17 protein-coding genes are annotated in these 19,132 nt (G+C 68.5%); 6 read left to right on the plus strand and 11 right to left on the minus strand.

Annotated features, from left to right (window positions below):
• Window positions 1-84: 84 nt before the first annotated feature.
• Window positions 85-936, minus strand: coding sequence for a LysR family transcriptional regulator (locus KBW98_RS06110; protein WP_211519234.1), 852 nt, complete (start codon window positions 934-936; stop codon window positions 85-87).
• Window positions 937-1,030: 94 nt separating this feature from the next.
• On the opposite strand from KBW98_RS06110, the gene KBW98_RS06115 reads away from it, so the two are divergent.
• Window positions 1,031-1,504, plus strand: a complete 474-nt coding sequence (locus KBW98_RS06115; RefSeq protein WP_211519235.1) for a lipocalin-like domain-containing protein — start codon at window positions 1,031-1,033, stop codon at window positions 1,502-1,504.
• A gap of 4 nt (window positions 1,505-1,508) precedes the next feature.
• On the opposite strand, the gene KBW98_RS06120 is transcribed toward KBW98_RS06115, so the two are convergent.
• The 4 genes from KBW98_RS06120 to KBW98_RS06135 all read right to left on the minus strand — a co-directional run bounded on the left by KBW98_RS06120 (window position 1,509) and on the right by KBW98_RS06135 (window position 5,363).
• Complete coding sequence (locus tag KBW98_RS06120; protein ID WP_211519236.1) at window positions 1,509-2,972, minus strand: catalase; 1,464 nt, start codon at window positions 2,970-2,972, stop codon at window positions 1,509-1,511.
• A gap of 129 nt (window positions 2,973-3,101) precedes the next feature.
• Window positions 3,102-3,335 carry a hypothetical protein gene (locus KBW98_RS06125; RefSeq protein ID WP_211519237.1) on the minus strand — a complete coding sequence of 78 codons (234 nt, stop codon included), beginning with the start codon at window positions 3,333-3,335 and terminating at the stop codon, window positions 3,102-3,104.
• A 3-nt stretch (window positions 3,336-3,338) separates the two neighbouring features.
• Window positions 3,339-4,388: a Ku protein gene (locus tag KBW98_RS06130; protein ID WP_211519238.1), complete on the minus strand. Its 1,050-nt coding sequence runs from the start codon at window positions 4,386-4,388 to the stop codon at window positions 3,339-3,341.
• A 9-nt stretch (window positions 4,389-4,397) separates the two neighbouring features.
• Window positions 4,398-5,363 carry an SDR family oxidoreductase gene (locus KBW98_RS06135; protein WP_211519239.1) on the minus strand — a complete coding sequence of 322 codons (966 nt, stop codon included), beginning with the start codon at window positions 5,361-5,363 and terminating at the stop codon, window positions 4,398-4,400.
• Between the two features lie 154 nt (window positions 5,364-5,517).
• On the opposite strand from KBW98_RS06135, the gene KBW98_RS06140 reads away from it, so the two are divergent.
• The 3 genes from KBW98_RS06140 to KBW98_RS06150 all read left to right on the plus strand — a co-directional run bounded on the left by KBW98_RS06140 (window position 5,518) and on the right by KBW98_RS06150 (window position 10,710).
• A complete protein-coding gene (locus KBW98_RS06140) occupies window positions 5,518-6,999 on the plus strand; it encodes a diguanylate cyclase (protein WP_211519240.1) in 1,482 nt (493 codons plus the stop codon).
• A gap of 68 nt (window positions 7,000-7,067) precedes the next feature.
• Window positions 7,068-8,699, plus strand: a complete 1,632-nt coding sequence (locus KBW98_RS06145) for a SulP family inorganic anion transporter (protein WP_211519241.1) — start codon at window positions 7,068-7,070, stop codon at window positions 8,697-8,699.
• A 226-nt stretch (window positions 8,700-8,925) separates the two neighbouring features.
• Complete coding sequence (locus KBW98_RS06150; protein WP_211519242.1) at window positions 8,926-10,710, plus strand: DUF1302 domain-containing protein; 1,785 nt, start codon at window positions 8,926-8,928, stop codon at window positions 10,708-10,710.
• Between the two features lie 57 nt (window positions 10,711-10,767).
• On the opposite strand, the gene KBW98_RS06155 is transcribed toward KBW98_RS06150, so the two are convergent.
• On the minus strand, window positions 10,768-11,412 hold the full coding sequence (locus KBW98_RS06155) for a 1-acyl-sn-glycerol-3-phosphate acyltransferase (protein WP_211519243.1): 645 nt from the start codon (window positions 11,410-11,412) through the stop codon (window positions 10,768-10,770).
• Window positions 11,413-11,582: 170 nt separating this feature from the next.
• On the opposite strand from KBW98_RS06155, the gene arsC reads away from it, so the two are divergent.
• Complete coding sequence (gene arsC, locus KBW98_RS06160; RefSeq protein WP_211519244.1) at window positions 11,583-11,930, plus strand: arsenate reductase (glutaredoxin); 348 nt, start codon at window positions 11,583-11,585, stop codon at window positions 11,928-11,930.
• A 60-nt stretch (window positions 11,931-11,990) separates the two neighbouring features.
• Here the strand turns inward: arsC and KBW98_RS06165 are convergent, their stop codons facing one another.
• A complete protein-coding gene (locus tag KBW98_RS06165; protein WP_211519245.1) occupies window positions 11,991-13,190 on the minus strand; it encodes a DUF1565 domain-containing protein in 1,200 nt (399 codons plus the stop codon).
• Window positions 13,191-13,300: 110 nt separating this feature from the next.
• Window positions 13,301-13,747 (minus strand): thioesterase family protein, encoded by a 447-nt coding sequence (locus tag KBW98_RS06170; RefSeq protein ID WP_211519246.1) that lies wholly within the window; start codon window positions 13,745-13,747, stop codon window positions 13,301-13,303.
• 149 nt (window positions 13,748-13,896) lie between these two features.
• On the opposite strand from KBW98_RS06170, the gene KBW98_RS06175 reads away from it, so the two are divergent.
• Window positions 13,897-14,388 carry a hypothetical protein gene (locus KBW98_RS06175; RefSeq protein ID WP_229429016.1) on the plus strand — a complete coding sequence of 164 codons (492 nt, stop codon included), beginning with the start codon at window positions 13,897-13,899 and terminating at the stop codon, window positions 14,386-14,388.
• Between the two features lie 7 nt (window positions 14,389-14,395).
• Here the strand turns inward: KBW98_RS06175 and KBW98_RS06180 are convergent, their stop codons facing one another.
• The 3 genes from KBW98_RS06180 to KBW98_RS06190 form a co-directional block, all read right to left on the minus strand.
• Window positions 14,396-15,127: a hypothetical protein gene (locus KBW98_RS06180; protein ID WP_211519247.1), complete on the minus strand. Its 732-nt coding sequence runs from the start codon at window positions 15,125-15,127 to the stop codon at window positions 14,396-14,398.
• 7 nt (window positions 15,128-15,134) lie between these two features.
• Window positions 15,135-17,783: an aminopeptidase N gene (pepN, locus tag KBW98_RS06185; protein ID WP_373888911.1), complete on the minus strand. Its 2,649-nt coding sequence runs from the start codon at window positions 17,781-17,783 to the stop codon at window positions 15,135-15,137.
• 293 nt (window positions 17,784-18,076) lie between these two features.
• Window positions 18,077-19,129 (minus strand): alkene reductase, encoded by a 1,053-nt coding sequence (locus KBW98_RS06190; protein WP_211519248.1) that lies wholly within the window; start codon window positions 19,127-19,129, stop codon window positions 18,077-18,079.
• Window positions 19,130-19,132 lie beyond the last annotated feature (3 nt).

Consider the following 19,132-nt stretch of genomic DNA (forward strand, 5'->3'; position numbering starts at 1 on the left):
CCAGTGGCGGGTACGACGGTCTGAGGGCTAGGTGAATGAAAGAATGTCGCCGTCGGGCTTAGTCCCTTTGCTCGTAGCATCCACTCACTCCTGCTCGAACATCCCGATAATCTCGTCCGCCACCGCCCGCACCGACGGCGAGCGCCGCACATCCTCGTGCATGACCAGCCACAGCTTGCGCCGCACCGGGCAGGGCGGCGCAAGCTCCGCCAGCCCCGGCGCCCCCGCCGCCGCATAGCGCGGCAGGACCGCCACGCCACAGCCGGCCACGGCCGCCTGCAGCAAGGTCAGCAAGTCGTTCGACCGCACGCTGTAGCGGCGCGCGCCGCGCAGCTTGTCCAGCCATTCCTGCTGCGGCGCATCGCGCTGCAGTTCGTCGTAGCCGAGGAATTCCCACTGCGCGGGCTGGCGGCCGGCGGCGTAGTCCGCATGCGCATACAAGGCGTAATCGACCTGCGTCAGCAACTTGGCGGCCAGGCCCGGCGCGCTCGGGCGCGCGAAACGCAGGGCGATATCGGCCTGGCGCCGCATCAGGTCCGCGGTGCGCGCCTCGGCGCGCAGGTCGATCTCTACCCCGGGCAGGCGCGCTAGCGGCGCACGCAGGCGCGGGGCCAGCAGGCAGGCCGCCAGGGCCGGCGGCGCGGAGACGCGCACCGTGCCCAGCACCTCGCTCCTGCCGCGCGCGACGTTGAGCAAGGCGTGCATGTCGTCTTCCAGCTTGCGCGCGTAGGGCAGCAGGGCGGTGCCGGCGGCCGTCAGCGACCAGGCCTTGGGGAAGCGGTTGAACAGGCGCGCATCCAGCGCGGTCTCGAGCGCCTCGATCCGGCGCGCCACCGTCGTGTGTTCCACGCCTGTCCCGCGCGCGGCGCCAGAGAGGCTGCCCGCCTCGCACAGCGCCAGGAAGAAGCGCAGGTCGTCCCAGTCAGGATTCTTCATTGTGCAATTATGCACCGATCCCGTGCAGGAATCGGGAATTCCGTTCAGGCGCCTGGAGCGCTACGCTGGCATTTTCGTCGACAAGGAGAAGGACATGAACAAGCAGATTGCCGGCATGGTGCTGGCCAGCGTGGTTCCCGCCGCCCATGCCAGCTTGCCCGCGCTGGCGGGAACCTGGACCCTGGTGGCCGCCGACGTGCAGCGTCCCGACGGCCGTATCGAGCGCGACTACGGCGCAGCCCCCAAGGGACGCCTCTCGATCGACCCGCAGGGGCGCTACACCCTGCAGATCTTCAAGGCCGAGCGCCCGCGTTTCGCGTCCGCCGACAAGGCCGCCGCGACGAATGACGAATTCCGCGCCGCCGTGCTCGGATCGAGCACGCACTTCGGCACCATCGCACTGCACGAAGGCCAGCTGGTTTTCCAGATCGAAGCCGCGTCCTTCCCCAACTGGGAAGGCACGGTGCAGCGCCGCAGCTTCGAGCTGCAGGGCGACGAGCTGCGCTACCGTGTCCCGGCCCGGCCCGATGGCGGCATTCCGATCTCGATCTGGCGCCGCATGCCTTGAGGCCTCAGTCGACGTTGCGGCCAAGGGCCTTGAGCGCGGCCCGGACCCCGCGCCCATACCCAGGATCGGCCTTGTCGAAATGCCCCAGCTGGCGTTCCAGGATTTGCGCGTCGACCTGGCTCAGCGGCCCGGCCAGGTTGTCGCACAGGTTCTGGCGTTCCTGGGCCGTCATCAGGCGGAACAGCTTGCCGGCCTGGGTATAGTCGTCTTCCTGGCCGCGGAAGTCGAAGCGCCCCGCATTGCCGGCGAGGGCCAGTTCGGGCTCGCCGTGCCCCATGCCGCCGGCGCCGCGGCCCACGGCGTCGAGCGTGTGGTAGTTGCGCGCGGCGCCGCCGTTGGCGATCGCCATCGCGCCGTCGCGCTGGTGGTTGTGGAAGGGGCAGCGCGGGGCGTTCACCGGCAGGTGCTGGTGGTTGGTGCCGACCCGGTAGAGCTGGGCGTCGTGGTAGGCGAATAGGCGGCCCTGCAGCATCTTGTCGGGCGAGTAGCCCATGCCCGGCACCACGTTGGCCGGCGAGAACGCGGCCTGCTCGACTTCGGCGTGGTAGTTCTCGGGATTGCGGTTCAGTTCCAGCACGCCGACGGGCAGGGTCGGGAAGTCGGCGTGCGGCCAGACCTTGGTCAGGTCGAAGGGATTCCAGCCGGTGCGCTGGCTCCAGTCCGCCAGCTGGGTCTCGGTTGCCACCTGCACCTTGACGTCCCACTGCGGATAGTCGCCGCGGGCGATCGCCTCGAACAGGTCGCGCTGGGCGTAGTCCGGATCGAGCCCGGCGATGCGGGTGGCATCGACTGCGCTGAGGTTCCTGATGCCCTGGCGGGTCTTGAAGTGCCACTTCACGTAGTGGCGCTCGCCGCCGGCATTGATGAGGCTGTAGGTGTGGCTGCCGAAGCCGTCCATGTGGCGGTAGCCGTCCGGGGTGCCCCGGTCCGAGAACAGGATCGTCACCTGGTGCAGGCTTTCCGGGGCCTTGCTCCAGAAGTCGAAGACCATGTTGGCCGACTTGAGGTTGGTCTGCGGGTCGCGCTTCTGGGTGTGGATGAAGTCCGGGAAGTTGATCGGGTCCTTGATGAAGAACACCGGGGTGTTGTTGCCGACCAGGTCCCAGTTGCCTTCCTCGGTATAGAAACGCAGGGCGAAGCCGCGCGGGTCGCGCTCGGTGTCGGCGCTGCCTTTCTCGCCGCCTACGGTCGAGAAGCGCAGGAATACCGGGGTCTGCTTGCCGATTTCCGCGAACAGCGCCGCCTTGGTGTAGGGACGCAGGTCATGGGTGACGGTGAAGGTCCCGTAGGCGCCCGAACCCTTCGCATGAACTACGCGTTCCGGAATGCGCTCGCGGTTGAAGTGCTGGAGCTTCTCGATCAGGTGGAAGTCCTGCAGCAGCAGGGGGCCGCGGCCGCCGGCGCTCAGCGAGTTCTGGTTGTCGTCGACGGGAATGCCGGAGGCGGTGGTCAAGCGTGGGTGGGTCATCAGGAATCTCCTCGATTGTGGGAAGGACAATGAGGAGATTCTAGGCGGCTCGGCAATAAAGAAAAAGCTAATTGCTTTAATTAAATTGATAGGTTTTTACAATGCAGAGTGATGGTTTTATGCTCCCGGCTATTGCTCGTTCTTGAAGATGCCACGGATGTTCATCGCCATCAGGGCCGCCTGCAGGGTGATCAGCGCCCAGGCTTCGTCGTGCCAGCCCCAGACGATCCACAGCACATTGCTGAGGATGAACATCGAGAAGCCGAATACGCGCCGCTCCGGGCGCTTGGAGCCGATCAGGTAGGCGGCGAACAGGGTGACCGCCATGGCGGGCCACTGGAGGAAGTCGAGGAATCCATCCATCCTTCAGGCGGCCTTCCTGCGGCGCGCCGGCGCCTTGGCGGCGGGGGCGGACTTCGCGGCGGTCTTCTTGGCGGCGGGCTTGGCGGCCGTCTTTTTGGCGGCGGTCGTGCGCTTGGCGGCGACGCGCTCCGTACTGTGCGCGGGCGCCTTGCGCGGACGCGGGGCTTCCTCCTCCTCCTCCTCGGCCTCGGGTTTGCGCGACTTGCGCGGCGGCGGTTCGTCGTCGTCCTCGTCCTCGTCCGCGGCGGCCGCCTTGCCGGGCTTCTTGCCCAGGCTGGCCTGGAGCAGCGCGACCAGGTCGATGACCTTGCCGGACTCGCGCTTTTCCTTTTCCGGTTCGGGCATGGTGATGGTCTTGGTCTGCTTGGCCTTGACCTTCTTCTCGATCAGGGCCAGCACGTCCTCGCGGTAGGTGTCGTGGTACTGCTCCGGGTCCCAGTCCTCGCTCATGCCCTGCACCAGGGCCATCGCCATCTTGAGCTCCTTGTCGTTGACCGCGGCCTTGCCGGTCTTGGGGGGAATCTTGAGGGCGTCGGTCTCGCGGATCTCGTCGGCGTAGCGCAGGGTGTTGAGGACGATGGTGTCGCCCACGCAGACCAGGGCCGCCAGGTGCTGCTTGACGCGGATGACGACGTTGGCGATGCCGATCTTGCCGGCCTTCTTGAGGGTCTCGCGCAGCAGGGCATAGACCTTGTCGCCGCCCTTGCCTGGCGCGAGGTAGTAGGGCTGCTCGTAGTAGATCAGCGGGACTTCCTCCGCGTCGACGAAGGCCAGGATGTCGATGGTCTGGGTGGCTTCCGGGTTGGCGCGGCGCAGGTCCTCGTCGGACAGCACCACGTACTCGCCGGACGAATACTCGTAGCCCTTGACGATGTCGTCCCAGGAGACTTCCTTGTTGTTGCCCTTGTTGTAGCGCTTGAAGCCGACCGGGGAGAAGTCGCGCCGGTCGAGCATGGTCAGGTCGAGCCCCTTGTTGTCGACCGCCGCATACATCTCGACGGGGATGTGGACCAGCCCGAAACTGATCGCCCCTTTCCACATGCTGCGCGCCATACGATCTCCTTATTCTCCCACCACGCCGGTAATCGGCAGCACCACGCCGGTGATGTAGCCGGAGCACACCGGCGAGGCCAGGAACACGTAGGCCGGCGACAGTTCCTCCGGCTGGGCCGGGCGCTTGAAGGTGGTGCTGGCGCCGAATTCCTTGATCTGCTCGGGCGTCTGGTCGGCCGGGTTGAGCGGCGTCCAGACCGGGCCCGGCGCCACGGCGTTGACGCGGATGCCCTGTTCGATCAGGCTCGCCGCCAGCGACATGGTGAAGGCGTGGATCGCGCCCTTGGTGGCAGAGTAGTCGAGCAGCTTCTTCGAACCCTTCAGGCCGGTGACGGAACCGGTATTGATGATCGAGGCGCCGCGCTTCAGGTGGGGCAGGGCCGCCTTGGCCATGTGGAAGTAGCCGTAGATATTGGTGCGGAAGGTCTCGTCCAGGCGCTCCTCGGTGATGTCGAGCAGCGAGTTGGCGTGCTCCTGGAAGGCCGCGTTGTTGACCAGGATGTCGAGGCGCCCGAACTCGGCCACGATCTTGCCCACGGCCTCCTTGCAGAAGGCTTCGTCCTTGACGTCGCCCGCGACGGTCACGCAGCGCCGGCCTTCCTGCTCGACGTAGCGCTGGGTCTCGGCGGCGTCCTCGTGCTCGTTCAGGTAGAGGATGGCGACGTCGGCGCCCTCGCGCGCGAACAGCACCGCGACCGCGCGCCCGATGCCGGAGTCGCCGCCGGTGACGATCGCGGTCATGCCCTGCAGCTTGCCGCTGCCCTTGTACTGCTCGGCCAGGAATTTCGGCTTCAGGTCCATCTGGGCTTCCAGGCCCGGCTTGGCCAGGTGCTGCTGGGGCATGGGCGGCACCGGCTGCCGGATGCCGGTCTGCACCGGGTCCTTGCTCTCTTCCTTCTGCATGTTGCCGTCGAGCTGGTCTTGCCGGCTCTGGATTGCCTTCTGCTTGTTCGCCGTATCGTCCTGCTGTGCCATCGCGCTTCTCCTGTCCGCTGGGTAGATCACCCGCGAAGTATTCAATGCACGGGGCGTGCGGACGGTGCGCTTCCACACACAGTGACACATTTCCGCTATCCCATGGGTAAGCTTTCTGGCAAACTTGGCCCGTTTGATAACTGGAGAAAACAGGATGTCTCAGCAGGACGGCGCGCCCGACCACATCAGCGGTCTCAACGTCAGCGGTCTTTACGTCAACCCGGCCGGCCAGCGCCGCGGCGCCTTCCAGGAGGCCTGCGCCGGCCTGTTCGGCCAGCTGCGCGTGGCCGACAGCGCCCAGCAGGCGGCGGCCTTGCTGGCGCGCGAACCGGCCGGCCTGCTGGTGCTGGACCTGGAACGCTTCGAGCTTGGACTGGACCTGGCGGCCCTGGGCGAGCTGGTGGCCGCGCGCGGCGGCGCGGCCGTGTTCGTGCTGTGCCCCTTCACGACTGCGCGCTGGCTGCCGTCGCTGATGGCCTTCGGCCCGATCGACTACGCCATCGGCCCGCTCGACGCGCCCGCGTTGCGCGCCGCGCTGGCGCAGCGCCTGGCGCGCGGTTTCACGCCTCCGGCGCCGCCGGCGCCGCGCGAATCCGAGCTGGGAGTGCTGCTGGCGGTGCGTAGCGCCAGCCAGCGCGCGCTCGAGGAATCCGACGACAGCCTGCGCTTCGCGGAGCGCCTGTGCGAGGCGCTGGCCAGCTGGCCGGGCGTGATCCATGCCGCCATGTTCCACCTGCGCGACGGCGACCTGCACCTGGAAGCGGAGCAGGGCGTGCCGACGCTGCACCTGGCGCCGCTGCTGCTGCGCGGCGACACGCTGCTGCACTCGCCGCTGCGCCACGCCTTCCCGGGACTGCTGGCGGCGGCCAGCGGCGAATTCATCCTGCTCGACGCCCTCGACAAGGCCGGCGAGCCGGAGCTCGCCGCGCGCCTGCGCGGCCATGGGGCCCAGATGGTGGTGGGGCTGCCGATTCCGGCCCAGGGGCCCGGTGCGCCGCGCGGTTCGCTGTGCCTGCTGTTCGGGCAGGCGCGCTCCTTTTCGCAGGCCGAACTGGAGGCCTTCGAAGACCTGGCCAGGCTGGCAGCCTTCGGCCTGCGCATGGCGGAAATGGGGCGCGAGAACGAGGCCCTGCTGGGCAAGGTGACCCACCTGGCGACCACCGATGCGCTGACCGGCGTCGCCAACCGCCGCCACGGCGAGGCGCTGCTGGAGCAGGAGATCAAGCGCGCGCGCCGCTACCGCCTGCCGCTGGCGCTGATCGGCTTCGACATCGACCGCTTCAGCAACATCAACGACACCTACGGCCATCCGGTCGGCGATGTTGCCCTGCGCACCGTGGCCGACACCGCCAAGGCCCTGCTGCGTTCGAGCGACGTGCTGGTGCGCTCGGGCGGCGAGGAATTCCTGGTGATCGCGCCCCACACCAGCGCGATCGACGGCCTCAAGATGGCGGAGAAGCTGCGCGCGGCGATCGGGCAGGCCGAGATCCCGGGTTGCGACCATGTCACGGTCAGCCTGGGCGTGGCCCAGCTGGGCGAGACGGAAAGCGGCGACTCGCTGGCCGTGCGCGTGAACGCGGCGCTGGCGCGCGCCAAGCGGGCGGGGCGCAACTGCGTCGAGCTGGCCATGCAGTGAATGGCGACGCGGCGAGGCCTGTGCTAGGCTAGCGGTTTTTCACCCAAGCAAGTTTTCGGGTTTTACTCATGCTTCAGTGGTTGCGGCAGTACCGGCGCGCCATGCTGCCGGGCGACATCAGCGCCGGCATCGTGGTGGCGATGATGATGATCCCGCAGGGCATGGCCTACGCGCTGGTGGCGGGCCTGCCGCCGGTGGCGGGCATCTATGCGAGCATCGTTCCGCCGGTCCTGTACGCCCTGTTCGGCACCAGCAGCACGCAGTCGGTCGGCCCGATGGCCATCGTCTCCCTGATGACTGCCTCGAGCCTGGCGCCGCTGGCGGCGCCGGGCAGCGCCCTGCACGGCGTGCTGGCGGCCCAGCTGGCTCTGCTGGCGGGCGCGGTGCTGCTGGCTTGCGGCCTGCTGCGCATCGGCTTCCTGGCCAACTTCTTTTCCCGTCCCGTGATGAGCGGCTTCACGATCGGCTCCGCCATCGTGATCGCCTGGGGCCAGGTACGCCCGCTGCTGGGCGGCCTGCCGCCGTCGCTGCACGCGCCCAGCGCCGCCCTCGGCCTGGCTTCGCTGGTGTTGCTGCTCGCCGCGCGCGCCTGGCTGGCGCCGCTGCTGCGCCGCCTGGGCCTGCCCGCGGCGGCGGCCGACATCGGCGCCAAGCTGGCGCCCATGGCCGTGGTGGTGGGCGCGACTGGCCTGGTGGCGGCCCTGGGGCCGGATCACATGGGCATCGCGGTCACCGGCGCGGTGCCGGCCGGTTTGCCCGGACTGAACCTGGCCACTTCCAGCGCGCACTGGGAGCAGCTGCTCAAGCCTGCCCTCCTGATCGGCTTCATGGTGTTCCTGATCAGCATGTCGGGCGCCCAGGCGCTCGCTCTCAAGCGCCCGGAGAAGCTGGTCAGCAACCGCGAGCTGGTCGGCCTGGGCGCGGCCAACCTCGGCAGCGCGCTGTCGGGCGGCTTCCCGGTCACGGGCAGCATCTCGCGCTCGGCGGTGAACTTCGCGGCCGGCGCCAACAGCCAGCTGGCTAGCCTCATCACGGCCGGCCTGCTGGCCCTGGCCCTGGTGGCCCCCACCGGCTGGCTGGCACTGCTGCCGCTGCCGACCCTGGCCGCCACCATCATCGTGGCGGTGCTGGGCATGCTCGACCTGTCGACCCTGCGCACGGCATGGCGCTACGACCGCGCCGATGCGGCGGCGCTGCTGGCCACGGCCGGCGGCGTGCTGGCGTTCGGCGTGGAGGCGGGCGTGGTGATCGGGGTGGCGCTGTCGATCGGCGCCCTGATCTGGCGCGCCAGCCGGCCGCACATCGCCGTGCTCGGCCGGATTCCCGGCACCGAGCATTTCCGCAACGTGGACCGCTTCTCGACCGATACCGCCCCTGGGCTGCTGATGCTGCGCGTCGATGCCGGCCTGTTCTTCGGTAATGTCGAGGCGGTCAACGAGCGCATCGAGGAGGAACTGGCCGATCGTCCCGGCACGCACCACCTGGTACTGGTGCTGTCGGCGGTGAACGCGATCGACACCACGGCGCTGTTCGGGCTCGTGGAACTGAACGCCTCGCTGCGCGGTCGCGGTGTGCAGTTGCACTTGGCCGAGGTCAAGGGCCCCGTCATGGACCGGCTGAAGCAGAGCGAGCTGCTCGCGGCCCTGAACGGCGAAGTCTTCCTCAGCGCGGCGACGGCTTGGCAGCGCCTGGCGGCGTGAGCCCCGCTACGCTTCCGGTCGGTGGGACCCTCTTGCCGGCACGCCCATGCGCCAGCGCCGGCGGCTGCGTACGACCTAAAGGCGATTCGTTTTGTATTGACCAAAGACAAATGCTCGACTGATTTTGTATTGACCCAAGGACAAGTGGCCTACTAGGATTGTTTCGGCGAGGCATCAAGATTACCCATGCCGCCCGGACGGGGCCGAACAAGACGAAGGTAAAACAATGACCCGACACGGTGCGCCCGTATTCCGTATTCCTTTCACACTGGTCCCACTGACCGCCTGCCTGGCCGGCATCGCGGCCGCGCCCGCCCTGGGCGCCGAACTCCAGTTCAGCGGCAGGATCACCTACGGCGAAGTCGTGCGCACCGAGGCGCGCGATCCGCACCTGCTGACCGGCGTGAACGCTGCGGCCATCGGCCTGGCTGGCTACGGCAGCGGCGGCAACGCGGATGACGCCAACACCAACTACGCGCGCTGGGACGAGGCTTCGCGCGCCCTCAAGGGCCTGTTCGAGCTCTCGGCCAAGGATGGGCCGCTGTCCGCGGTGCTGCGCGCGAAAGCCTGGCGCGACTTCGGCCTGCGCGACGACGCCCGGCCCTGGGGCAACGTCGCCAATGGCTACCGCGCCGGAGCGCCGCTGAGCGACGCCGGGGCGCCGCGGCTGTCGCGCTTTTCCGGCGTGGCCTTGCTGGACGCCTATGTGCAGGGCGCCGCGCACTGGGGCGGCATGCCCGTGCTGGGACGCATCGGCCAGCAGTCGCTCGATTGGGGCACACGGTCGATCACGCCGGGCGGCGTGGAAGTGCTGAATCCGCGCGACCTGCCGGGGCTGCGGCGCGCCGGCGCCGTGCAGGCCGAGGCGATGGCTCCGCGCCAGATGCTGTTCGGGCGTATCGAGCCACGGCCGGGCCTGGGCCTGGAAGCCTATTACCAGACGCGCTTCCGGCCCGCCGCTCTCGACATGTGCGGCAGCCTGTGGTCGATGAGCGACTACCTGGTGGACGGCTGCGACCGGGTGATGACCGGCCAGCCGGCCGTCAGCGACCGCGCGCGCATGCCGCTGGGCGCTTACCAGAAGCGGCTGCCGACACCCAAGCCCGAGGCGCACGAATTCGGCGCCGGCCTGACCTGGCGCGTGGAAGGGCTCGGGCTCGACCTCGGGCTCTATCACGCGCGCTACAACTCGCGCACCGCGCTGCCCGGCCTGCGGCGCAGCACGCGTCCGGAGGGGCCGGCGCTGATTCCCGGCGACCCGGACGGGCGCAACATGGCGTATTTCACCGAGTATCCGGAAGGCCTGCGCATCACGGCCCTGACGCTCGCCCACAAGCGCGGCGCCACCAGCCTGCTGGGCGAGCTCTCGTACCGGCCCGAGACGCCCTTCATGCTGGCGCCGGGCGACGTGCTGCCGCCTTTCCTCAGCGCCAGCGCGCCCTCGCTGCTGCGCGCACGCGCCAATGCGGTGGCGCCGGGCGGGATCTTCCACGGCTACGACCTGTACGGCATGTGGCAGGCCCAGGCCGGCGTGCGCCAGGAATGGACGCTGGCCGGCATGCCCCTGGTCGCCGTGGTGGAGGCGGTCGGCAAGCATGCGGCCGGGTTGCCGGACCAGGCCGTGCTGCGCTACGGACGCGCCGACATCTTCGGCGTCGGCCCGATCAATGGCGCCTGCCCGGTCAACACCGGCAAGGCGGCGCGCCAGTGCAGCCTGCGCGGCTACGCCACGGCCAATGCCTGGGGCTACCGGGCGCGCCTGGACCTGCGCCTGCCGGCGCTGCTGCCGCAACTGGCCGGCAACGCCACCGCGCTGTTCGTGCACGACGTGAAAGGCTGGTCGGGGGACTTCCTGCTCAACGAGGGTCGCAAGTCGCTGACGCTGGGTTTACGCTTCGAGTACCTCAAGCGCTACTTGGCCGAGCTGGGGTATGCGCCGGTGTGGGGAGGGGAGTACAACCCGGCGGCGGATCGCGATACGGCCTCGTTCGCGGTCGGCGTCAGGTTCTAGCCCCCGCAAGAAAAAGCGCCGGTCATGCCGGCGCTCGTTCACCCCTTGCAGGCTCCTTCAGGCGCACTTGCGCTCGGCTTCCTGATGCTCGGCTTCGCGCTTCTCGCGTTCGGCCAGCTGGACCGGCGCCGCGTGCTGCGGATACAGGGCCTGGCAATCGGCGTAGACGCCGCGGATGACGGCCATGTCGCGCTCGCTGTCGCCGGAGAGCTCCAGCGTGTCGACCACGCGCAGTTCCTTCTTCTTGTAGTCGAGGGCGACCAGCAGCACCGGCACCTTGGCGGCCTGGGCCAGGTGGTAGAAGCCGCTCTTCCAGTGCGGGCGGTAGCCGCGCGTGCCTTCCGGCGTGATCGCAACCCAGCACCAGTTCGACGCCAGCATCTGCTGCGCCAGGTGGCGGGTGGCGCCCATCGGCGCGCTGCGGTCGACGGCGATGCCGCCCCAGTAGCGCATCACGCGGCCCATCACGCCGCGGAACAGCGAATCCTTGGCCAGCCAGCGGAATTGCAGGCCGACCGCCCACTTGCCGAGCAGCCCGATCAGGAAATCCCAGTTCGAGGTGTGCGGATAGACCACCGCAATGCCATGCGGGCCGGGCAGGGGTTTGAAGTGCACGGTCCAGCCGAGCAGGGTCAGCAGGCGCAGCGCGGTGCGCTGGCCCCAGGTCGGCAAGGCTGCGGGACGCAGCAGGTAATCGCTCATGAACTCTCCAGTGCGGCGTAATATAGAATTAACACGGAGCAGCAGTCATTACGCCATAGAAAATAAGCGAGGAATTCTAGCGGGCTGGAGCGTGAGGAACAAGCAAAATAGCTGGTGCGGGCCATGCACTGTGGTTATCATGCCGCTTTTCCAGATGCAATGTTACGAAGATGGATATCACGATTTATCACAATCCCCGCTGCAGCAACTCGCGCGGCGCCCTGGAAGCGATCCGCGCCGCCGGGCATGAACCCAGCGTGGTCGAGTACCTGGCGCAGCCGCCCTCGCGCGAGGCCTTGCGCCGCCTGATCGCCGACGCCGGCCTGACGGTGCGCGATGCGATGCGCAGCAAGGAAGCCGTGTACGGGGAACTCGGCCTGGATGCGCCGGAGCTCGGCGACGACGCGCTGCTGGACGCCATGGTGGCCCATCCCGTGCTGATCAACCGTCCCTTCGTGGTCACGCCCAAGGGAACCCGCCTGTGCCGGCCGCCGGAACTGGTGCGGGAGATCCTGTAACCCGTCAGCCCGGCGGACAAGCCCGCGGCGCAAGGCCGAGGGGCGGACGCCGGCGCTGCATCAGGGCTCGCTGAAGGGCAGGGCGCCGATATCGGCCTTGCGCAGGGCGCGCAGGCCCGAGGCCGCACCGGCCCGCCCGGGAGGCGCGCCGCCCGCGGCCGCGTCGAGGGTCAGGCCTTGCCCGATCGCGGGCGAGCCGGGCCGCAGCCGGAAATCCGGGGTGCCGTTCGTCACGTAGTCGACGAACTGCGGCGGCGCATTCACCGTGCCCGCGTGCTGGCGGCCGGCCGCCAGCTTCCAGTCTTCCTTCAGGTTGCCATGGACGAGGTTGTTGCGGAAGCTGTTGTTCGGCCCGGTGACGCCTTGCTCCAGGATGCCGACGCCGTTGTCGACCACGATGTTGTTGCTGACGTGGGTGTGGTCGTTCGGCCCTTTGCTGTGGACGAACTCGCCGCCGCCGACGGCGATGCCGACGCCCGAGCCGGCGATAGTGTTGGCGCGGATCGCGACATTGCTGGCGTCGTGCCAGAGGTGGATGCCGGCGCCGGAAACCCGGTACACGATGTTGTTGCGGATGCTGGCCGTGGTGTTGACGTAGATGCCGTGCACGGTCTCGCAGCCGGTGGGCCCGATGTCGTGCACGTGGTTGCCGGCGACCTCGCTGTCCTTGCCCCTGTAGTAGCTGTCGACGCCGATGCCGCCGCCGCCCCGGCTTTCGCAGGGCACGTCGGTGGCGATGTGGTGGATGCGGTTGTCGCGGATGCTGTCGTGCGAGCCGCCGTTATAGATGCCGGTCAGCCATTTCATGCCGCTCTGGTACTGGGTGCCGTCGACCTCGAAGCCGACGATGTCGACGTGGTTGCCGCGGTTGTCCCAGGCCGCGCTCTGGCGTGCGTCGAGCGGCGGCACGATGCGGGCGCCCCAGCGCTCGGTGGACTGGTAGACGATGCGCGCTTCGGCGGTGCCGCTGGCGACGGTGCGCAGGCCGCCCGAATAGTTGCCCGGCGCCACGTGCACCGTGGTGCCGGGCGACACCACCTGGGAGGCGCGCGCCAGTGTGCGGAAGGGTTCGGATTCCGTGCCCGGATTGCTGTCGGAGCCGTGCGGGGCCACGTACAGGTGGGTGCGCACCAGCTCCGGCACCACCAGTTCCTCGCTGCCGCCGTCGCGCAGGCCGCAGCCGCCGAGGGCGCTTGCCAGCAATAGCCAGCCCAGCAGGCGCTGGAGGGCATGCAGAACGGGTCGCAGGCAAAGTCGCATCGTTTCCTCGCAGGGTTTGCGGTGACAAGCGACAGTCTGGGCCAGGGCACCCTTGCGCAACCCGGGTTTGCTCAATCGCGCCCTTGAGGCGACGCAATGCAGGATTGTGCTCAGGACGCCTTGTCGGGTTCCACTACCACCGGCAGGTAGGCCTCGAGGAATTCGGCCGGCATGCGGCGCGGGCGGCCGCTGGCGATCTCGATGCAGACCAGGTCCCAGCGCCCGCGCAGGACGGTGACGCCGTCGCGCTCGCGCACCAGCTGGAAGCGGCGCTCCATCGCCAGCCTGCCGTCCGCGCCCACCAGCCAGGTGGCCAGCAGCAGCGCCTCGCCGAGCAGGGTCGGCAGCAGGTAGTCGTATTCGCCGCGCCGGATCGCCATGGCGCGGTCGAGGCGCCGGTAGTCGTCGAGCGAGAGGCCGAGCCGTTCCGAATGGGCCCAGCCGGCCTGCTCGCACCAGCGCACGTAGACCGCGTTGTTGGTGTGGTTCAGGCCATCGATGTCGCCGGCGCCAGGCGCGACCGGCAGGATGAAGGGGTGCGGATAATCCCAGTCCAATGCAATTCCTCGTCTGAGGCCACGCACCGGGAGCGCGGCCGGAACCGGCTATTGTACGGGGCGCGGCGCGAATGCGCCGGACGCCGCCTCTTGTGGCGGACGGGAGCATAATAAGCGGGTTTCCATCCAGCGCGGAAAGGAAGACTCCCATGAACACCTCCCACTCGATTGCCGCCGCGACCATGCTCGCCTGTTGCGGCGTATGCGGGGCCGCGGCCCCGGGGCTGAACCCCGCCGACGAAGCCGCCGCCTTCAAGGCGGCTGGATTCACACTGAAGGGAAAGCAGTGGCGTCAATGCGAGGACCCGACGCCCAGCTATACGCCGGGAGAACTGGCCGAGGTGCGCGACCTGAACGGCGACAGGCGGCCGGAGGCCTTGATCACCGAAGGCGGCACCCATTGTTACGGGCACACGGGCGCGGGCTACACCCTGGTGAGCAAGCAGGCGGACGGCAGCTGGAAGAAGCTGACGGGAGGCACCGGCATGGCGAGTTTCCTGCCGACCAAAGGGAAGGACGGCTGGCCGGACATCGAGGTCGGCGGTCCCGGCTTTTGTTTCCCGGTCGAGCGCTGGAACGGCAAGGCCTATGTGCAGCATCGGCACCAGTACGAGGGCAAGGCCTGCCGGCCAGACCGCTAGGGCACGCTCAGTCGCGCTTGAACTCCGCGTATTTGGGACAGGGCACCATGCCGGCGGCGCCTTCGCCACCCTGGGTGTCGAACTGCAGCGCACCGCCGCGGTCGCGCACGTAGTCGAGAGCGCTCGGCGTCGGACGCACGCTTCCGCCGGTGCGGCAATAAACCTTGCTGCCGCGGCGGAAGCGGTAGATGGTGACGCCGTCGGGCGTCGTGTAGCTTTCCGAGGTCATGGTGCGGGAAGTGTCCTTGTGGGCCATCTCCAGGCGCTCGCTGAAGCGCTGCCATGTCGATGCCGACGGCGCCAGCGGCGCGAGCTTGCCTTCGCGCAGCGCCTGGTCGACCGGGCCGGCCTGGCGCACGGCCTGGCCGGACACGCTGCCGCCGGTCTCCGGGACCGGCTGGCGCTCCGCCAGGGGATCGTCATAGGGGGCGGGATCCGGCGCGGCGGGCGCCTGCCGGGGCGGGACGGATTCGGTGGGCGCAACAGGGCGCGCAAGCGCCTCCGCTTTGGGTCGCCGCACGGGATCGGGCGGCGAAGGAAGACGCGGCGCCGGCGGCCTCGCTTGCGGCGGACGCAGCACCGGCACCAGGTTGAACACGCGCTCGAACGGATCGCTGGCCTCGGGCCGCGGCGCCGAAGCCGACAGCCACAGCCAGGCCAGCAGCAGGTGCGCGCCGAGCGTGGCCGCCAGGGGCCAGCCCGGCGCGCGCCGCGCCATCAAGCCTTCGTGCGCGCGCATGCGGGCCTCAGGACTTCGGCGCGCCCATCGCTTTCTTGATCGCGACGCAGCGCTGGTCTTCCTGCAGGGTGTCGAGCAGCGAACGGCGGGTAAAGGCCGACAGGTCCTTCATGCTGTCGGCGGCGCGTTGCAGGCGCTGCACGCTTTGCGGGGTGCAGCTGGCCGGGATCATGCTGGTCGCATAGGAGCGCATGTAGACCGGACCGGCCGCCTTGTCCAGGGCCGGCAGGCTGGCCAGGCGCTTGGCGGCGGTCTGCTCGCTCAGCTTGGCCTGCTCGGCCGGGTAGATGGTGTGCATCGCGGTGCGCACGCGCGAGAACGGCAGCTTGGTCTTCAGGTCCTCGATCGTGCCCAGCCACTCGGCCTTGGCCTTGGGGTCCGGACGGCTGGCGAGGGCCGCCACGGCCGCGCCCTGGCCGGTGTCGGATTTGTCGCGCGCCTTCTCGGCTTCCACCAGCGCGGCGGCCCCGGCATGGTTGTAGCGGTTCAGGCGGCCGATGATGGCCCAGCGCTGGTCCTGGTCGATCTGCAGGCCTTCGCCCGGGGTCTTACCGTCCAGGAGGCCGGCCAGGCGGTTCAAGGCTTCCCCGCTGCTGGCCAGGTTCAGGTAGGCGCCGAACCAGCGGCGCTGGAAGTTGTCGTTGCCCTTGTGCGCGACGACGCCGTTCCAGGCCATGTCTTCCAGGGCCTTGCCGGTCTGGCGGCTGTAGGCGTTGTTCAGGTTCATGGCGTCCAGGTACTGCTTCGACGCCACGACCTTGCCCAGCACGTCGCCCAGCAGGGTGTAGTCCTGCTCCTGCGGGGCGTTGTTCAGGGCCACCTTGATGAATTCGTCCAGCGGCAGCTTGGCGTCGCGCACGCCGTCCCACAGGCTTTGCCACAGCATCGAGCGCAGCAGCGGATCCTCGACCTTGGCCAGGCTGGCGCGCGCGGTCTCGAAGGAACGCTTGTCCAGCTGGACCTTCACGAAGCCCCAGTCCTGGTAGTTCGGATAGACCAGGTCGGGGCAGGCGCTGCCGTTCAGGGCCGGCACGGCGGTCTTCGCGCCCTTGTAGGTGACGGCTTCGTTCTTCAGCAGCGACAGCTTGCCGCCGTCCAGCTTGAAGGAGGCGACCTGCACGCGCTGCTCGCGCAGGGTCGGCAGTTCCTTGCTCGGCGCGCTCTGCGCCAGGCTGAAGTTGCCGATCTTGCCGCCGTTGCAGGTGTAGGAGGCTTCGATGGTGTTCACGCCCGGCTGGTACAGCCATTCTTTAGTCCAGCCGCCCAGGTCGCGGCCGGCGGCCTCACCCAGGCTGCCAATGAAGTCCTGCAGGGTGGCGTTGCGCCACTGGTACTTGACCAGGTAGTTGTGCACGCCCTTGCGGAAGGTTTCTTCTCCCAGCAGGTGGCGCAGCTGCTTCAGGGTCGAGGCGCCCTTCGAATAGGTGATCGCGTCGATGTTGTCGAAGGCGTTGGCCGAGGAGGGCACCGGCACCTCGATCGGGTGGGTGGTGACCTTCTGGTCCTGCACGTAGGCGGCGCCCTTGCCGGTCTGGTAGAAGGACTGCCAGGCATCCTTGAACTCGGTCGCCTCGGCCGTGGCCAGGGTGCCCATGAAGGAGGCGAAGCTCTCGTTCAGCCAGAGGCCGTTCCACCACTTCATGGTGACCAGGTCGCCGAACCACTGGTGCGCCATCTCGTGCATGATGACCGCGGCCAGGCGCTGCTTCTGCTCGGCCGTCATGGCGGCCTTGTACATGAAGCCCGCCTCGGCGAAGGTCACGGCGCCGGCGTTTTCCATGGCGCCGTACAGGAAGTCGGGCACCAGCAGCTGGTCGTATTTCTCGAACTGGTAAGGGATGCCGAAGTAGTCCTCGAAGAACACCAGGCCGGCCTTGGTGTAGCGGAACCAGTCTTCCGGCGTCACCTGCGAGGCGACCGACTGGCGCGCGAACAGGCGCATCGGATAGCGTGCGCTGTTGTCTTCCCATACCTTGTACGGACCGGCGTGCAGCGAGAAGTTGTAGGGGCTGAGCTTCTTGGTGGTTTTGAAGGTCCAGCGCTTGCTTGCACCGGCATCCGCGACGGCGGTTTCGCGCGTGGTGGTGACCACGGTCCAGTCGCTCGGGGCGCTGACGGTGACGCTGTAGGTGGCTTTCAGGTCGGGCTGGTCGAACACCGCGAACATCTGGTGCGCCGCGGCCGGCTCGAAGTGCGAGTAGGTGTAGACCCGGCCATCCACCGGGTCGACCATGCGGTGCAGGCCTTCGCCGTTGGTGCTGTGCAGGCGCTCGTAGGCGACGGTGACGGTATTGCGGCCCTTGGCCAGGTCCTGCGGCGCGATGGTGATGAACCAGTCGTTGTAGCGCGCGTCCACCTTCTTGCCGTTGACCGTGACCGACTTGACGGTGGCCTTGTTCAGGTCGAGGGTGAGGGCGGCATCCGTGTCCTTCAGGTCGAAGGTCGCGGTGGTCGTGCCGGCAAAGCTTTCCTTGCCGGTGAGGGTGAAGTCCAGCACATAGTCCACGTTCGACACGCGCGCCGAACGCGCGGCGGCGTCTTCCTGCGACAGGTAGGCGTTCTCGGCGCGGGCCGGCGCGGCCGCATGGGCGGCGCTGCCGAAGGCGAAGGCGGAAGCGATGGCCAGGGCCATCACGCGGTGTGCGGGAAAGTTCACGGTGACTCCTCTATCGACAGCGCATACATGTGCGCAAAATAATAATCGCGCAAGAATAGCACGCGGTCGCGGCCATTTACACCACATACATATCGATTCGTAGCACGTACGTACGGATGCTTTGGTGAGAAGACGGGAGGTGCCGTAGGGTGGACGGGGTGATTCGGGCCAGTGGCCCGAATCACGAACGTCCACGCGTTCAAGCGCACGGTGCCAGGCCGTACAAGCCGGTGTTGGACGCGTGGACGGCGCAGCCGTCCACCCTGCGGTTAACGAAACCGGCGGGAGGGGGATTACAGCGCCGGATAATCCGTGTAGCCTTCGGCCGTCGCATGGTAGAACAGCTCCGGCTTCGGGGTGTTCAGCGGCGCGCCGGCCTTCAGGCGCTTCGGCAGGTCCGGGTTGGCGATGAACCACACGCCGAAGGCCACGGCATCCGCTTCGCCCGAGGAGATCAGCTGCTCGGCGCTTTCCTTGGTCAGCTTTTCGTTGGCGATGTAGACGCCGCCGAATTCCTTCTTCAGCAGCGGACGCAGGCTGTCCTCGCCGATCGCCTCGCGCGCGCAGATGAAGGCGATCTTGCGCTTGCCCAGTTCGCGCGCCACGTAGCCGAAGGTCGCGGCCGGATCGGAGTCGCCCATGTCGTGGGCGTCGCGGCGCGGCGCCAGGTGCATGCCCACGCGGTCGGCGCCCCAGACCTCGATGCAGGCGTCGGTCACTTCCAGCATCAGGCGCGCGCGGTTCTCGACCGAGCCGCCGTACTGGTCGGTGCGCTGGTTGGTGGAGTCCTGCAGGAACTGGTCGAGCAGGTAGCCGTTGGCGCCGTGGATCTCGACGCCGTCGAAGCCCGCCCTCTTGGCGTTCTCGGCGCCCTTGCGGTAGGCCGCGACGATGGCCGGGATCTCGGCCGTTTCCAGTGCGCGCGGGGTGGCGTACTCGCGCTTGGGGCGCACCAGGCTCACATGGCCCTTGGGCTGCACCGCCGAGGGCGCGACCGGCAGGGCGCCGTCCAGGAACACCGGGTCGGAAATGCGGCCCACGTGCCACAGCTGCAGGAAGATGCGCCCGCCGGCCTTGTGCACGGCTTCGGTGACGCTCTTCCAGCCTTCCACCTGCTCGTCGGACCAGATGCCCGGGGTGTCGGCATAGCCCACGCCCATCGGGGTGACGGCGGTGGCTTCGGACAGGATCAGGCCGGCCGAGGCGCGCTGCACGTAGTACTCCGCCATCAGCGCGTTCGGCACGCGGCCGGCGCCCACGGCGCGCGAACGGGTCAGCGGCGCCATCACGATGCGGTTCGGCAGCTCCAGGGCGCCCACTTTGATCGGGTCAAACATTGTCGTCATTCG

Source organism: Massilia sp. ST3, assembly GCF_018119405.1.
Lineage (GTDB): Bacteria > Pseudomonadota > Gammaproteobacteria > Burkholderiales > Burkholderiaceae_D > Telluria.